12 protein-coding genes are annotated in these 14,018 nt (G+C 66.4%); 2 read left to right on the top strand and 10 right to left on the bottom strand.

The window, feature by feature from the left end; translation table 11 throughout:
- The first annotated feature begins 3 nt into the window (after positions 1-3).
- Together ACQY4T_RS18710 and ACQY4T_RS18705 are read left to right on the top strand one after the other, a co-directional pair.
- Positions 4-459 carry a hypothetical protein gene (locus tag ACQY4T_RS18710; RefSeq protein WP_428533799.1) on the top strand — a complete coding sequence of 152 codons (456 nt, stop codon included), beginning with the start codon at positions 4-6 and terminating at the stop codon, positions 457-459.
- Complete coding sequence (locus ACQY4T_RS18705) at positions 456-1,598, top strand: AI-2E family transporter (RefSeq protein WP_428533797.1); 1,143 nt, start codon at positions 456-458, stop codon at positions 1,596-1,598. Before ACQY4T_RS18710 ends, ACQY4T_RS18705 begins: the two co-directional genes overlap by 4 nt.
- 12 nt (positions 1,599-1,610) lie before the next feature.
- On the opposite strand, the gene ACQY4T_RS18700 is transcribed toward ACQY4T_RS18705, so the two are convergent.
- From ACQY4T_RS18700 to ACQY4T_RS18655, 10 genes are all read right to left on the bottom strand, one after another.
- Complete coding sequence (locus tag ACQY4T_RS18700) at positions 1,611-2,633, bottom strand: ABC transporter permease (RefSeq protein WP_428533795.1); 1,023 nt, start codon at positions 2,631-2,633, stop codon at positions 1,611-1,613.
- A gap of 35 nt (positions 2,634-2,668) precedes the next feature.
- A complete protein-coding gene (locus tag ACQY4T_RS18695) occupies positions 2,669-4,162 on the bottom strand; it encodes a sugar ABC transporter ATP-binding protein (protein WP_428533793.1) in 1,494 nt (497 codons plus the stop codon).
- 92 nt (positions 4,163-4,254) lie between these two features.
- A complete protein-coding gene (locus tag ACQY4T_RS18690) occupies positions 4,255-5,280 on the bottom strand; it encodes a sugar ABC transporter substrate-binding protein (protein ID WP_428533791.1) in 1,026 nt (341 codons plus the stop codon).
- 204 nt (positions 5,281-5,484) lie between these two features.
- The gene (locus ACQY4T_RS18685) at positions 5,485-7,704 is read right to left on the bottom strand and encodes a xanthine dehydrogenase family protein molybdopterin-binding subunit (protein ID WP_428533789.1); all 2,220 of its coding nucleotides are present in this window, start codon (positions 7,702-7,704) and stop codon (positions 5,485-5,487) included.
- Between the two features lie 10 nt (positions 7,705-7,714).
- Positions 7,715-8,689: an FAD binding domain-containing protein gene (locus tag ACQY4T_RS18680; RefSeq protein ID WP_428533787.1), complete on the bottom strand. Its 975-nt coding sequence runs from the start codon at positions 8,687-8,689 to the stop codon at positions 7,715-7,717.
- Between the two features lie 3 nt (positions 8,690-8,692).
- Entirely contained in the window at positions 8,693-9,274 is a 582-nt protein-coding gene (locus ACQY4T_RS18675) for a (2Fe-2S)-binding protein (protein WP_428533785.1), read from the bottom strand.
- Positions 9,275-9,370: 96 nt separating this feature from the next.
- Positions 9,371-9,820, bottom strand: a complete 450-nt coding sequence (locus ACQY4T_RS18670; protein ID WP_428533783.1) for a PTS sugar transporter subunit IIA — start codon at positions 9,818-9,820, stop codon at positions 9,371-9,373.
- A 14-nt stretch (positions 9,821-9,834) separates the two neighbouring features.
- Entirely contained in the window at positions 9,835-10,533 is a 699-nt protein-coding gene (locus ACQY4T_RS18665; protein WP_428533781.1) for a response regulator, read from the bottom strand.
- The gene (locus tag ACQY4T_RS18660; RefSeq protein ID WP_428533779.1) at positions 10,530-13,313 is read right to left on the bottom strand and encodes an ATP-binding protein; all 2,784 of its coding nucleotides are present in this window, start codon (positions 13,311-13,313) and stop codon (positions 10,530-10,532) included. The genes ACQY4T_RS18665 and ACQY4T_RS18660 overlap by 4 nt, the downstream gene beginning before the upstream one ends.
- Before the next feature lie 88 nt (positions 13,314-13,401).
- Positions 13,402-14,007, bottom strand: coding sequence for a K(+)-transporting ATPase subunit C (locus ACQY4T_RS18655; RefSeq protein ID WP_428533777.1), 606 nt, complete (start codon positions 14,005-14,007; stop codon positions 13,402-13,404).
- Between the last annotated feature and the right edge of the window lie 11 nt (positions 14,008-14,018).

Raw genomic sequence — 14,018 nt, 5'->3', positions numbered from 1 at the left:
ATCGTGCGGCGAGAAAGCATCCTGATGATCTGGGTCGGCGGCCTGGTGCTGGCGGTGGCACTGTACTTGGTCGGTCCCGACCGGTTCCTCGACGCCTGCCTCAACCTCTACAACGCGATCGACGGAGCGTTCCGCGGCCTGGTGGCGATGCTGGGGGCGCAGACCTACAGCGTGGTCCGAGCGCTGGCCATCGCGATCTACGTGGTGTTCGCCGTGCTGGCCGTGCTGGCATCGCAGCGCGGGCATCGCGGATTCGGCGCGCTGTTGATTGTGACCGCGGTCTACCTGATCCTGGTCTGGCGTCCGTACGACGCCTATCCGGTTCCGCTCGGTCGCTGGCTCGCCGCGTTGGCGCTGGTGGTGATCGGCGCGGTGGTGATGACCCAGCGCCTGACCGTCCGGCCATTCCAGCGCGACCGATCGTTGCCGCCATACCCGCCAGGAGGCCGCCCGCAATGAACCGGGACATCATGGGGCCAAGCACCGACCAGGCCGCCGCCACGCAAAACCCCGAGCAGGGCGGTGTCGCGCCAGACCGCGCCCCGGCGAGTGCCTCCGGCCCCCAACAGGGCGCCAGGGCCGCGCTGGCCATGTTGCTCATCGGTCTCGGGCTGTGGACGCTGCACCGCTACGTGCCGGCACTGATCTGGGCCGCCATCCTGGCGATCGCAGTCTGGCCGCTCTACCAGCGCGCCACCCGCCGCTGGCCGCCGGGCAAGCACAACATCCTGCTGCCGTCAGTGTTCACCGTGCTGATCGCGCTGCTGTTCCTGGTGCCCCTGGTGCTGGTTGCCGTGCAGGCCGGCAGGGAGGTGCACGGCGTGCTCGACAGCATCGCCCAGGCCCGCTCGGGCGGCATTCCACCGCCGGAATGGCTTGGCCATCTTCCGATCGGCGCCCGGCAAGCCACCGACTGGTGGCAGGCGAACCTGGCCGACGCGGAGTCCGCCAACGAATTGTTGCGCCGTGCCCGCCAGTCGCAACTGGTATCGAACAGCGGGCAGATCGGCGCCGACATCGCCCATCGCGCGGTGCTGTTCGGCTTCATGCTGCTGACCCTGTTCTTCCTGTTCAAGGACGGCGAGGGCCTCGGCAACCAGTTGCAACGCGCCAGCGCGCGGGCGTTCGGACCGGCCGGCGAACGAATCGGCCGGCAGATGATCGCCTCGGTCCACGGCACCGTCGACGGCCTCGTGCTGGTCGGCCTGGGTGAGGGCTTCATCCTGGGCATCGGCTACCTGATCCTTGGCGTGCCGCACCCCACTCTGTTCGGCCTGTTCACCGCGATCGCCGCGATGGTGCCGTTCGGCGCGGCGGTGGTGTTCGGCATCGCGGCGCTGATCTTGCTGATCCAGGGATCGGTGGCCTCCGCCATCATCATCGGCGCCGCCGGCATGGTGGTGACGTTTGTCGCCGATCACTTCATCCGCCCAACGCTGATCGGCAGCGCCACCCGGCTGCCCTTCCTGTGGGTGCTGCTGGGTATCCTGGGCGGTGTGGAGACCTGGGGGCTGCTCGGCCTGTTCCTGGGCCCGGCGATCATGGCGGCGCTGATGCTGCTGTGGCGCGAATGGGCCGCACGCCGTCCGGCGGTCTGACCGGAGAGCGCTTCAATCCTCGGCCGTGGCGCGCAGACGCTGCGCGTAGACATTGATCACCAGCGCGGCGAGCAGGATCAGTCCCCGGATCAGGATCTTCAGGAAGCTGTCGATGTTGTTGACATGGTCGAGGCCATTGTTCAGCACACCGAGCACAAACAAACCGACCAATGTGTTGCCGATGCCGCCGCGCCCACCGAACAGACTGGTGCCGCCGACCACCACCGCGGCGATCGCATCCAGAAGGTAGGTGTCGAACTCGTTCTGTTGGGCCGAACCGAAATGGGCCACGCCCAGCATCCCCGCGATCCCGGAACACACGCCTGAGATCACCATGACCGCGTTGATGATCAGCTTGACGTTGATGCCGGAATATTCGGCCGCCTCGCGGTTGCCGCCGACGATGTAGACGTAGCGGCCAAAGCGCGTGTAGGTCAGCACGAGATGGGCCGCCAGCAGCAAGATCGCGGCGACGATCACGATCCATGGCACGCCGCCCAGTGATCTCGACCCCAGCGTGGCGATCAGATCGGGCACCTTGTAGGCGATCTGGCCGCGCACCAGCAGCGCCGAAACGCCGGCGGCGATCTGCATCATGGCAAGCGTCATGATGAAGGACGGAATGCCGATCAAGGTGACACCAAGCGCATTCACCAGGCCCAGCAGGGCGCAGGCCAAAAGCGCCAGTCCGATCGCCACCGCGCCGGGCAGCGGCAGGTTGGCGATGTTCACATAGGAATCCTGCGCGGTGAAATAGGCAACGACGATGCCGGTGGCATTGGCGATGCCGGCAACGGAAAGGTCGATCTCGGCGCACAGAATGACGAACGTCAGTCCGACCGCGATGATCCCCGTCACCGAGACCTGGGTCAGGATATTGCCGACATTATCCAGCGTTGCGAAAGAGGAACTTGCCACGCTGAAGAACACGACCAGGCAGATCAGCGTGATCAGCGGCGCGATGTTGCGCATCTGGCTGCGCAGTATCGAACCAAGCCTGGCGCGGCCCCGATGCGTCTCGCCTTCAGCGGTCATCGCGGACTGCTCGGCATCAAGACGTTCATCGCACCCTACGCCGCCTGCAACAGGCGATCTTTGCTGATCATCTCGTCAGCGAATTCGCGCACGATAGCCCCCTTCTTCATCACGATGACCCGATCGGCGAGCGACAGCACCGTTTCGGGTTCGGTTGAAGCGACCACGACAGCAAGGCCCTGGTCGCGCAGGCCGCGCACGATCTTCACGACGTCTTCCTTGGCTCCGACATCCATGCCGCGCGTCGGCTCCGACAGGATCAGCAGCCGCGGCGGGAAGGTCAGCCATTTCGCCAGCCCGACCTTCTGTTGGTTGCCACCCGACAATGACCCAAGTCGCGTGCCGACATCGGGCGGCCGGATCTGCAGCGCCTTCACCTGGGTGCGCGCGATGTCCTGCTCGCGGGCCGGCTTGAGCAGCACGCGGGAAATCCGCCCGAGCAGGCTGACCGACACGTTCTTGTAAATCGGTTCTTCGAGAAACAGCATCGAACGCCGGCTTTCCGGAACGAACGCGATCCCGGCTCGGCACGCCGCCGCCGTGCTGGCAAATCGCACCTCGCGGCCCGCCAGCCGCAACACACCGCGATCGGGCCGCAGCTTGCCGAACAGGGTCCGCACCAGCTCCACCTGGCCGCATCCCATGAAACCATAGATGCCCAGCACCTCGCCCGCCCGCGCCGTGAGCGAAACGTCGCGGTAGAAGGGGTCGAGCGATAGGGCCGCGGTTTCCAGCACGATCGGCGCATCTGGACGGCTGTCGAGCCTGATGTCGTTGCGGTAGCTGTCGCCCAGCTCCTGATGGCCGGCGCCGATCATGCGCTCGATCAGCGCGGTCTTGTCCGTCTCGCCGGTTGACGTGGTGGCGATCCTGCGGCCGTTGCGGAACACCGTGATGGTGTCGGACACGCGCAGGATGTCGTCGAGGAAATGCGAGATGAAGACGATCGAGCGGCCGTCGTCGCGCAACCGCCGCAACACCGCGAACAAGCGCTCAACCTCCGGCGGCGACAACGCCGAGGTCGGCTCGTCGAGGATGATGATGCGCGCGCCGGAGAACAGCACGCGCGCCAGCTCCACCATCTGCTGCAATCCGATCGGCAGGTCGCCGATGCGCGCGCTCGGATCGATGTCGATGCCGAGGCCGGCGAGCTGGCGACGCGCCTCACGCGCCATGCGGCCCCATTGCACCAGGCCGGCGCCGTTGACCGGCTGGGCGCCAAGGAAGACGTTCTCCGCCACCGAAAGATCCGGCGCGATGCTGAGTTCCTGATGCACCATGCCGATTCCGCCGGCGAGCGCGTCGCGCGTCGATCGGAAGCGGACCGGCCGGCCGTCGAGGCGAAATTCGCCGCCATAGTCGTCATGCACGCCGGCGATGATTTTCATCAAGGTCGACTTGCCGGCCCCGTTCTCCCCGACCAGGCCGTGAATTTCCCCGGAACGCAGCAGGAAATCGACATCGCGCAGCGCTTCGACCCCGCCGAAGGACTTTGAAATGCCGGTGAGTTCAAGCGATGCAACGGCCATTTTAAAGCCCGCCGCCGACGATGCCGGACCGCGCCGGCACGGACGTTCCTGAAAGATACTTCACCGCAATGGATCCGTCATCCCGTGGCCGCTCAGATCAGGAAGTGCTCTTCCATCCAGGCCATGCCGGGCGCGTTGTTCTTGGTCACCACCGGACCGTCGACGACGATGTTCTGGGGAATGCCCTCGCCGGTCTTCTCGCCATTCAAGGCCGCGACTCCGGCGACGATCGCGCCGCCATGGATGCGGCAGGACGGATTGCGCACAGTGGCGAACATCCGCCCCTCGGCGACCGCGCTGATCGCCGCGGGCATGGCATCGACACCGCCGATCAGGATGTTGGTGCGGTCATGCGCCTTCATGATGTTGTAGGCCGCCAGCGCCATGTCGTCGTTGTGGAAGAACGCCGCGTCGATCTTCGGATATTTGGTAAGGTAGGTCTCCCAGAGTTGAGCCGACTTCGAAACACTCCAATCCGCCGGCTGGGTTTCCAGCACCTTGATGTTCGGATATTGCTTGACGACCGCCTCAAAGCCCTTTGCCCGGCCCTGCGCGCCGGTATGGCCTAGCGCGCCTTGCGTCATGATGACGTTGCCCTTGCCGCCGATCGCGGTGACCAGCGCCTGGGTCACCGCCGAACCCATGAAGATGTTGTCCGGTGCCAGGAAGGCATGAACCTTGATCTGGTCGAGCGGGGCAATCAGTGTGTCCATGTCGATCACCGGGATGCCCGCGTCGATCATCTTTTGCACCGGCTGGATCAGTGTGCCGATACCGAAGGCCTGAATGGCGGCAAAATCCCATTTCTGCGAGGCCATGTTGTCGATCGCGGCGCGCTGCTTCACCGCGTCGAGTTCGCCATCGAACCAGGTCACCTCGACGTTATAAAGCTTGCCCCAGTACTCGGCCGCCTGCTTGCCCTGGGCGCACCAGGTCGCCTGCAACCCGGCGTTGGAGAACGCGGCTTTCAGTGGCTTCTCGGATCGCCCCACCGCGGCGGCCAGCGCCGGACTGGCGCCGAACCCACCCAGCAGTGCTGTCGCTGCTGCCGCCGTTGCGGTGGCGGTTGCGAAAAAATCGCGACGTGAATGCGGCAGCCCGGTCTTTTCTTCGGACACGTTTCACTCCCTATCTATTTTTGCCTGCTGTAACGCCGACAGCCTGACTGCCCGAGGCGCAACAGCGGTTCGTTTTTTCGCATGATCCGCGCGTCGGCGCGTTCCTGCTCTTGGTAACTTGGACAAGACGACTGTGGCATATTCGGCGCGGCGACACTAGGCGGTTGGCGCACCACCGCCGGCAACCCCGTGCACCGAGGCCCCTCAGACCTCGGTCAGCACGTCCTCGATCCGGATCGGCACCTTGCGAACCCGCACTCCCGTAGCGTGATACACCGCGTTGGCGATCGCCGCAGCCACACCGACCATCGGCAACTCGCCGATGCCCTTCGCCCCCAGCGGGTTGGAGTTGGTGTCATCGTTGGGCACAACGATGGCTTGGATATCGGGAACGTCGGCGTTCACCGGCATCAGATACTCGGCCACGTTGCTGTTGACGATCCGCCCGGTTTCGGCATCCACCAGCGTTTCCTCCAGCAGCGCCATGCCGATGCCGTAGGTGATGCCGCCGATCAACTGGCTGCGGGCGGTCTTGGCGTTCAGGATGTGGCCGGCGTCGAACGCACCGACGAAACGGCTGACCCGGATCTCGCCCAGGTCGGGATCGACCCGCACCTCGGCAAACTGCGCACCGAACGCGTGCATCGAGAATTTCTGCTTTTCCTCGCCCGGCCGGGTCGCGGCCTCGGCCTCGATGAACGATCGATTGCCACGCTCCAGCAGCGCCGAGATCGGCACCCGGCGATCCGGACCGATCACCAGCCCATCGCTGATCCGCAGCGCATCACGCGACTGGCCGCGCCAACCCGCATTGGCGTCGGCCAGCGCCAGGTCCTTGATCTTGTCCAGCAGCGCCCGACACGCCGCCTGAACGCTGGGTGCAACGCTGGCCACGGTCATCGATCCGCCGGAGACCGGGGCAGGGGGCAGGTTCGAATCACCAAGCTCGAAACGAATCCGCTGCATCGGGACGCCAAGCGTTTCCGACGCCACTTGCGTCATCACCGTGTAGGTGCCGGTGCCGATATCCTGGGTTCCGCACTGCACCACGACGCTGCCGTCGCGGTCCATCCGAGCCTTGGCGGCGGACGGCATCCGGTTGGTCGGATAGGTGCTGGTGGCAAACCCCCAGCCGATCAAGATATTGCCATCTCGAATCGAACGCGGCTCGGCCGACCGCTTATCCCAGCCAAACGCCTTGGCGCCTTGCTGGTAACACGCCCGCAGCGCCTTGCTGGCGAACGGCTTGTTCTCGTGCGGGTCGGTCTCGGTGTAGTTGCGCAGACGGAACTCGATCGGGTCCATCTTCAGCCCGACAGCCACCTCGTCCATCGCCGATTCCAGCGCGAACACGCCCGACGCTTCGCCCGGCGCCCGCATATAGGTCGGCAGCGCCGCGTTCAGCGCCACCAGCCGGTGCGTCACCGCGACATTGGGACAGGCATACAGCATCTCGGTCGCCAGCGCGACCGGTTCGCAGAACTCCCCGAGAGACGGCTGCGACATTGAACTGAAACCGTCGTGCCGGATCGAGACCAGTGCCCCGTTGATATCCGAAGAGATCTTCAGCTTCTGGATGGTCCGTGGCCGATAGCCGTTGGAGGTGAACATCTGCGCCCGGGTCAGCACCAGCTTGACCGGTCGTTTGACGGTGCGCGCCGCCAGTGCCGCCAGGGTCGCCGGCGGCCAGGTGTTGCCCTTGCAGCCAAAGCCGGCCCCCAGATAGGGGCAAAGCACCCGCACGTCGGCCTTGTCGATACCGAACTGACCGGCCAAAGCCGCGTGAGCGCCGGAAATCCCCTGCGTCGTGGTCCAGACCGTCAGCTTGTCGCCGTTCCAGGCCGCGATGGTGGCGTGCGGCTCGATCGGATTGTGGTGTTCGATCGGCGTGACATAGGTCGTGTCGAGCTTCACCGCACCGCTGTTGAATGTGCCATCGGGATCGCCGCGATTGGAATCGGGCGGCCGCTGACCGTTGCGGAAGTGCTTCGGTTTATACGCCTGCCCCAGCATGGCGTCCATCGAGGTGCTCGCCTCGCCGCGGCTGTAATTGACGCGCACTGCGGTCGCCGCCGCCTGGGCCTGCTCCAGCGTCTCGGCAATCACCACGCCGACGTGCTGGCCGTTGAACAGGACGTCGTTGTTCTGCAACAGCGGCCCGACCATCGCCTGCGGCACCTTGTCGGGATGAGACAGCCGGGCCGCATTGTCCGGTGTGATGATCGCCAGCACGCCCGGCATGCCCTGCGCCTCGCGAAGGTCGAAGCCGGCAATCGACCCGGCCGCGATGGTGCTTTGCACAAGCACGGCGTGGACCACGCCGGGAACCCGGAACTCGGCGGCGTATCTGGCCGCGCCGGTCACCTTCAAATGCCCGTCGATGCGGTCGATCGGCCTGCCGATCATGTCTTCGGTCATCGCCATCGACGTCTCCTTAGGCCACTACGGTTTGCAGCGCGCGCAGCACCGAACGGCGCAGCAGCACCAGCTTGAACCCGTTCATCCGCGCCGGCTTCGCCCCGGCACCCGACTGTTCGGCCGCCGCTTTCAGGCTGGCGGCATCGGCTGGCTTGCCGGTCAGCGCCGCCTCCACCTCGGGCAATCGCCACGGTTTGGTGCCGACCCCGCCGGCGGCAACCCGAGCCGTGCGAATGGTGCCGGAATCGATGTCCAGCGCCACCGCCGCGGACACCACCGCGAACTCGAAACTCGCTCGGTCGCGCACCTTCAGGTAGTGGGAGCGCCGCGCCATCGCCGACGCCGGCAGATCGATCCCGGTGATCATCTCTCCCGGCCGCAGAACCGTTTCGATATCCGGTGTATCGCCCGGAAGCCGATGGAAATCGCCGATCGCCACCTTGCGCGTGCCGTCGGCGCCGGTCAGCGTCAGTTGCGCATCCAGCACCGTCATCGCCACCGCCATGTCGCCCGAATTTGTGGCGATGCAGTGCTCGCTGCCGCCCAGGATGGCGTGCATCCGGTTTTCCCCGTTGATCGCCGGACAGCCCGAACCCGGGACCCGCTTGTTGCAAGCGAAACCAGTATCGCGGAAATAGCCGCACCGCGTCCGCTGCAGCAGGTTGCCGCCTATCGTCGCCATGTTGCGGATCTGTGGCGACGCCGAGGCCAGCAGCGCTTGCGACAGCACCGGCCAGTCCCGCACTACGTCGGGATGCGCCGCCACGTCGCTCATCCTGGCCAGCGGCTCCAGGTGCAGCCCATCGGCGCTGGCGCGGATCCCCGCCATGCCAAGCGGTTCAAGATCGACTAGCCGGGTCGGCGTTTCGATATCATCCTTCGCCAGTTGCAACAGGTCGGTTCCGCCAGCAATATATTTTGCCCGCGCCCGATACGCGGCGGAGATCGCGCTCCTGGCATCGGGTGGGGTTTCCAGGGTGAAGGCCTGCATCGCTCAGCCCTCCCGTGCCGCTTGCCGCACGGCGGCGACAATGTTCGGGTAGGCGCCGCAACGGCAGATGTTGCCGCTCATCCACTCGCGGATCTGGTCATCGCTGCCGGCATGGCCTTCCTTGATCAGCGCCGCCGCCGACATGATCTGACCGGGCGTACAGTAACCACACTGGAATGCGTCGTGCTGCATGAACGCGGCCTGTACCGGATGCGGATGCGCGGGACTGGTGGCCAGGCCCTCGATGGTGGTGATCGCCTTGCCTTGGCAGCGCGAGGCCAGTGTCAGGCACGACACCACCCGTCGCCCGTCCAGATGAACAGTGCAGGCCCCGCAGGCGCCGCGGTCGCAGCCCTTCTTGGTCCCGGTCAATCCGGCGTATTCGCGCAACGCATCCAGCAACGACGTCCTGTGATCGACTATCAGGCGCACGGTCTCGCCGTTCACCCGCAGCGTCACCGGCGTGGTCGCCGCCGCATCGCGCGAATGAACGAGTGCCGGAGACGCCTCATCGGCCCGCGCCAGCGGTGACGACAACGCCGCACCGCCAGCCATGACACCGCGCCGCGTGATGGATGTATCCATGAATTCCTCCGCCCCGATCCGCAGGTAACTGGGCACTGAGCCGGGTGGTTCGGCTCACAATTGGGTGCGATGCCGCGGCCCGAGGCAGCCGGACGGTTAATTCTCGGTAAGGATTCCGTATGCCAACCCGGACGTTTCTGCCTTCACCAGCCGCGCGACCCGCTCCCGATCGCGGAACCGCCGCGATATGGCAGCCAGCGCGGCGACGTGGGACGCCTCCGCCGAAGCCGGGATCAGCAACACGAACACCAGCCGGACCGGCTTGGCGTCGATCGCATCGAAGTCGATCGGCCTGGCCAGCCGCACCAGCAGGCCGAGATAGCTCTGCAGGCCCTCCAGCCGGGCATGCGGCAGGGCGAACCCGGCCCCAAGCCCAGTCGATCCAAGCTGCTCCCGAGCCAGCAACGCGGTTTCCACCGCTTCGGGCCGCAATGCCGGCACCAGGCGCCGGAAGGTCCGCCCGATTTCGCTCATCAGTTGAGCCTTGTCGCGGGCCCGGACATCCAGGACGATCCGGTCAGGCGTAAGCAGGTCGGCGATGTCCATTCAGCCCGGGCGTCCTAATCGTTGATCCGTAACCGGTAGCCTACCCCGGTTTCCGTCAGGATGTGGACAGGCCGCTCTGGGTCAGCCTCAATTTTCTGCCGCAGCGCGCGCACATAGATCCGCAGATACTGCACATCGGTGTCGCCGCCCCACACCTCGCGCAGGATCATCTTGTGGGTCAAGACCTTGCCGGCGTGCTGCACCAGCAGCCGCAGCACGGCGTATTCGCGCGGCGAGAACTTCACCTCCTCGCCGCGCACGGTGACGATACGGCGCACCAGATCGACGCTCAGGTCGCCGCCGCGGAAGATCGGTGTCTCGCCCTCCTGCTGCAGCCGATGGCGTTGCGCCGCCCGGATCCGAGCCAGCAGCTCATCGATGCCGAATGGCTTGGTGACGAAGTCGTCGGCGCCCAGGTCGAGTGCATCGACCTTCGCCGCCTCATCGCTGCGGCTGGACAGTACGATGATCGGCACCGCCGACCCCGCGGCACGGATGCGGCCGATCACCTCGGTGCCGTCGATGTCAGGCAGGCCGAGGTCTAGCACGATCAGGTCGGTGGCTTTGCGGCGCGCGAAATCGACCGCCGGCAGCCCATCTTCGATTTCAGTGACGACGTAGCCCTGGCTGGACAACCCGGCCCGCAGAAAGCGTCGGATCGCCGGCTCGTCGTCCACCACCAGAACCCGCAGCGCGACGGTTCCCGAGGTCATGGCGCGGCGGTCATGGTGTGGTCGCCTTCCGCCTCGGCGGGTAGCGTGTCAATTGGGACCGGCAGGGTGATGATGAACACCGCACCCGGACGGTCGTTCCGGTTGCGCGCTGATATCGTGCCGCCCATGGCTTCGACGAAACCGCGGCAGATCGCCAGCCCCAGCCCGGTTCCGGCGCGCCGGCGATCGCCGCCCGCACGATGGAATTTCTCGAAAATCCGCTCCAGCTCCGCGGCCGGGATGCCCTCGCCTTCGTCGGTCACGCGAAGCGTCACGGTATCGCCGTCGTGGCTGGCGCCGATGGTGATCAGGCTGCCCGCTGGCGCGTGCTTGGCGGCGTTGTCCAGCAGGTTGAACAGCACCTGCTCGAACAGCACCATATCCAGCGCCAGCAACGGCAGATCAGCCTCCAGGTCGAGCTTGACACGATGCGCCGCCAGGATGGTGCCGGCGCGGTGCAGTGCCGACCCGATCACGTCGGACAACTCGGCAAGCCCGGTGCGCGGCGCGAGGGCGCCGGATTCCAGCCGTGTCATGTCCAGCAGATTGCCGATGAACCGGTTCAGCCGGTCGGACTCCTCGATGATGGTGCCGAGCAGCGCCTGCTTGGTCGGCGCGTCCAGCATGGCGTCCTGCGACCGCAGGCTGCTGGCAGACCCCAAGATCGAGGCCAGCGGCGTGCGCAGGTCGTGCGAGATCGAGGTCAGCAGCGCCGAACGCAGCCGGTCGGTCTCCACTTGCAATCGCGCCAGGTGCAGGTCGCGCGCCAGATTCACCCGCTCGATCGCCAGCGCGGCCTGATCCGCGAGCGCGTCCAGCAGCCGCTGCTGATCCGGGGTCAGCAACGGGCCCGGTTCGTCGCGGATGATGCCGACCACGCCCAGTGGGCCGCGGCCGGTGCGCAACGGCTGGAACAGCCATTTGCCGCCCGGCAGCGTGTCCGATCCGCGGCCGGCGATATGGTTCTTCTCCCACGACCATTTGGCGGCCGCGAGGTCGGCTTCGTCCAGCATGTCCTCGGGCGGGAACCCGGCCCGAACCGCGATGCTGCCGCGCGCGCCACCGTCCGCCCCGGCCGGCCTGCCCGATGCCTTGTCCGTCAGCTTGTCCTCCGCTGGAGGCAGCAGTAGCACCACACGCACCTTCAGCATCAGCGCGATCTGGTGCGCGGTGGCCCACAGCAGGTCGTCCAGCGTCACCGCCACTGCCAGCTTGCGGCTGAACTGATACAGATCGTCGGTATGACGCGCGCGCAGCCTGGCCGATAATGCCTGGCCGCGCACCCGAGCAGCCAGGTTGCTGGCGATCACCGCGACCACGGCGAAGAAGAACAGCGCCACCACGTTGTCGGGTTCGGCGATGGTGAAGGTATAAAGCGGCGGCAGGAAGAAGAAGTTGTATGCCAGCATGGCCACCAGGCAGGCCAGCAGCGACGGTCCCAGGCCCTCCAGCACCGCACCGATCAGCACCGCCGTCAGGAACACCAGCGCGGTGTTGGTGACTGCCAGCCATTCGCGCAACGCGATCCCGATCGGCACCGCCGCCAGCACCAGCAGGGTGGCGATCGCGAACGGCCAGGGATCGAACCCCGAGGCCGCGGTGACGGCAGGGGTTGCTGGCTCCGCATCGGCGCGTTCGGGCGGCACCTCGATGACGTGGATATTGATGCCGCCGGCGCGATTGATCAGGCGCTGGGTGATCGCGCCGCCCAGCAACTGCCGCCAACGTGGGCGCTGCGACTTGCCGACGATCAGATGGGTGACATTGTTGGCCCTGGCATAGTCGATCACCGAATCGGCGACGTCCTGGCCCGGGATCAGCACCGGCTCCGCGCCCAGCCGTTCCGCCAGCCGCAGCGCCGCCACCACGCTGTCCTGTTCGGCGACGCTGGCTCGCGACGCGCCGGTGGTCTCGACGCTGATCGCGGTCCATGGCGCCCGCAACTGGTCGGCGAGGCGCTTGGCATGGCGCACCGTGGCGGTCGCCTTGCGGCCGCCCTGGACGCAGACCAGCACGCGCTCCCCGGCGGCCCACGGGCCCTCGATGGCGTGGCTGCGCATGTAGTCGACCATCTGGTTGTCGACCCGCTGCGCGGTGCGCCGCAACGCCAGTTCCCGCAGCGCCGTCAGATTGCCGGCGGCGAAGTAGTGCCGCACCGCGCGTTCGGCCTGCGCCGGCACATAGACCTTGCCGTCCTTCAGCCGTTGGATCAGGTCTTCGGGGGTCAGGTCGATCAACTCGATGTCGTCGGCGCGTTCGATCACCGAATCGGGCACGGTCTCGCGCACCCGGATGCGGGTAATCCGAGCCACCACGTCGTTCAGGCTCTCGACATGCTGGATGTTCAGCGTGGTATAGACGTCGATGCCGGCTGATAGCAGTTCCTCGACGTCAAGGTAGCGCTTCGGGTGGCGGCTGCCGGGCGCGTTGCTGTGCGCCAGTTCATCGACCAGCACCAGGCGCGGACGGCGCGCCAGGATGGCGTCCAGATCCATCTCCGTCAGCGTGCGCTCACGATAGGCGATGGTCTTCCGCGGGATGGTTTCCAGCCCGACGGTCAGCGCCTCGGTCTCGGCTCGGCCGTGGGTCTCGACCACGCCGATCACCACGTCCGCGTTATCCCGCCGCCGCCGCTGCGCAGCGGACAGCATCTCATACGTCTTGCCGACACCCGGCGCGGCGCCGAGGAAGATCTTCAGCCGGCCGCGCTGTGACTTCTCCGCCTCTCGCAGCAGCGCTTCCGGCGAGGGGCGCCGGTCGCCATTCGCGCTATCGCCCATTGCTTGTCCGTTTCAGGGCTCTTCAGTTTCAGGGCTTGTCCGTTTCAGGCCTGGTCCGGGAACAACGGCCGACGGTCGCCGGTCCGGCTCAAGAATGATTAAGCGCATCCAGGGCAAGGTTCAACCTTAGCACGTTGACATGCGGTTCGCCGATCAGCCCGGCGATACGCCCGGTCGCATGATCCAGCACCAATTGGCGCACCTGGTCCTCGGGCAGCTTGCGCGCCTTCGCCACGCGCGGCACCTGGAACAGCGCGGCGGCCGGCGAGATGTCGGGGTCGAGCCCGCTGGCCGACGTCGTTACCAGGTCGATCGGCACCGGTGTTCCGGGGTTTTCGGCCTGCAGCTTGGCGGCATCCGCGCTCACTCGGTCCAGCAGCGCCTTCGAGGTCGGCCCAAGGTTCGAGCCACCCGAATTGCCGGCGTTGTAAGGCGCCGGCACGGTCTTGCTGGCATCGTTCGGATCGGTGTCCGTGGTGGCCGACGGACGGCCGTGGAAGTAGTTCGCGCCGGTGAAGTTCTGCCCGATCAGGGTGGACCCGATGACCTTGCCGTCACGCTCGATCAGGCTGCCATTGGCCTGGTGCGGGAAGACCACCTGGGCAATCCCGGTCATCGCCAGCGGGTAGGCGAGCCCCGTCAGGATCGTCATGCAGACGATCATCACGATGGCTGGGCGAATTTGCTTGAGCATTGTCGTTGTCC

It is taken from the genome of Rhodopila sp. (assembly GCF_965277825.1).
GTDB lineage: Bacteria > Pseudomonadota > Alphaproteobacteria > Acetobacterales > Acetobacteraceae > Rhodopila.
Note: the sequence above shows the minus strand (reverse complement) of the source record. Positions and strands in the feature narration are given on the sequence as shown.

Bases quoted from the DNA above. Each gene is read 5' to 3' on its own strand.
- ACQY4T_RS18685 (WP_428533789.1), bottom strand. From the start codon at position 7,704: ATGGCGATGACCGAAGACATGATCGGCAGGCCGATCGACCGCATCGAC.
- ACQY4T_RS18655 (WP_428533777.1), bottom strand. From the start codon at position 14,007: ATGCTCAAGCAAATTCGCCCAGCCATCGTGATGATCGTCTGCATGACG.
- ACQY4T_RS18700 (WP_428533795.1), bottom strand. From the start codon at position 2,633: ATGACCGCTGAAGGCGAGACGCATCGGGGCCGCGCCAGGCTTGGTTCG.
- ACQY4T_RS18660 (WP_428533779.1), bottom strand. From the start codon at position 13,313: ATGGGCGATAGCGCGAATGGCGACCGGCGCCCCTCGCCGGAAGCGCTG.
- ACQY4T_RS18695 (WP_428533793.1), bottom strand. From the start codon at position 4,162: ATGGCCGTTGCATCGCTTGAACTCACCGGCATTTCAAAGTCCTTCGGC.
- ACQY4T_RS18705 (WP_428533797.1), top strand. From the start codon at position 456: ATGAACCGGGACATCATGGGGCCAAGCACCGACCAGGCCGCCGCCACG.
- ACQY4T_RS18680 (WP_428533787.1), bottom strand. From the start codon at position 8,689: ATGCAGGCCTTCACCCTGGAAACCCCACCCGATGCCAGGAGCGCGATC.
- ACQY4T_RS18665 (WP_428533781.1), bottom strand. From the start codon at position 10,533: ATGACCTCGGGAACCGTCGCGCTGCGGGTTCTGGTGGTGGACGACGAG.
- ACQY4T_RS18670 (WP_428533783.1), bottom strand. From the start codon at position 9,820: ATGGACATCGCCGACCTGCTTACGCCTGACCGGATCGTCCTGGATGTC.
- ACQY4T_RS18675 (WP_428533785.1), bottom strand. From the start codon at position 9,274: ATGGATACATCCATCACGCGGCGCGGTGTCATGGCTGGCGGTGCGGCG.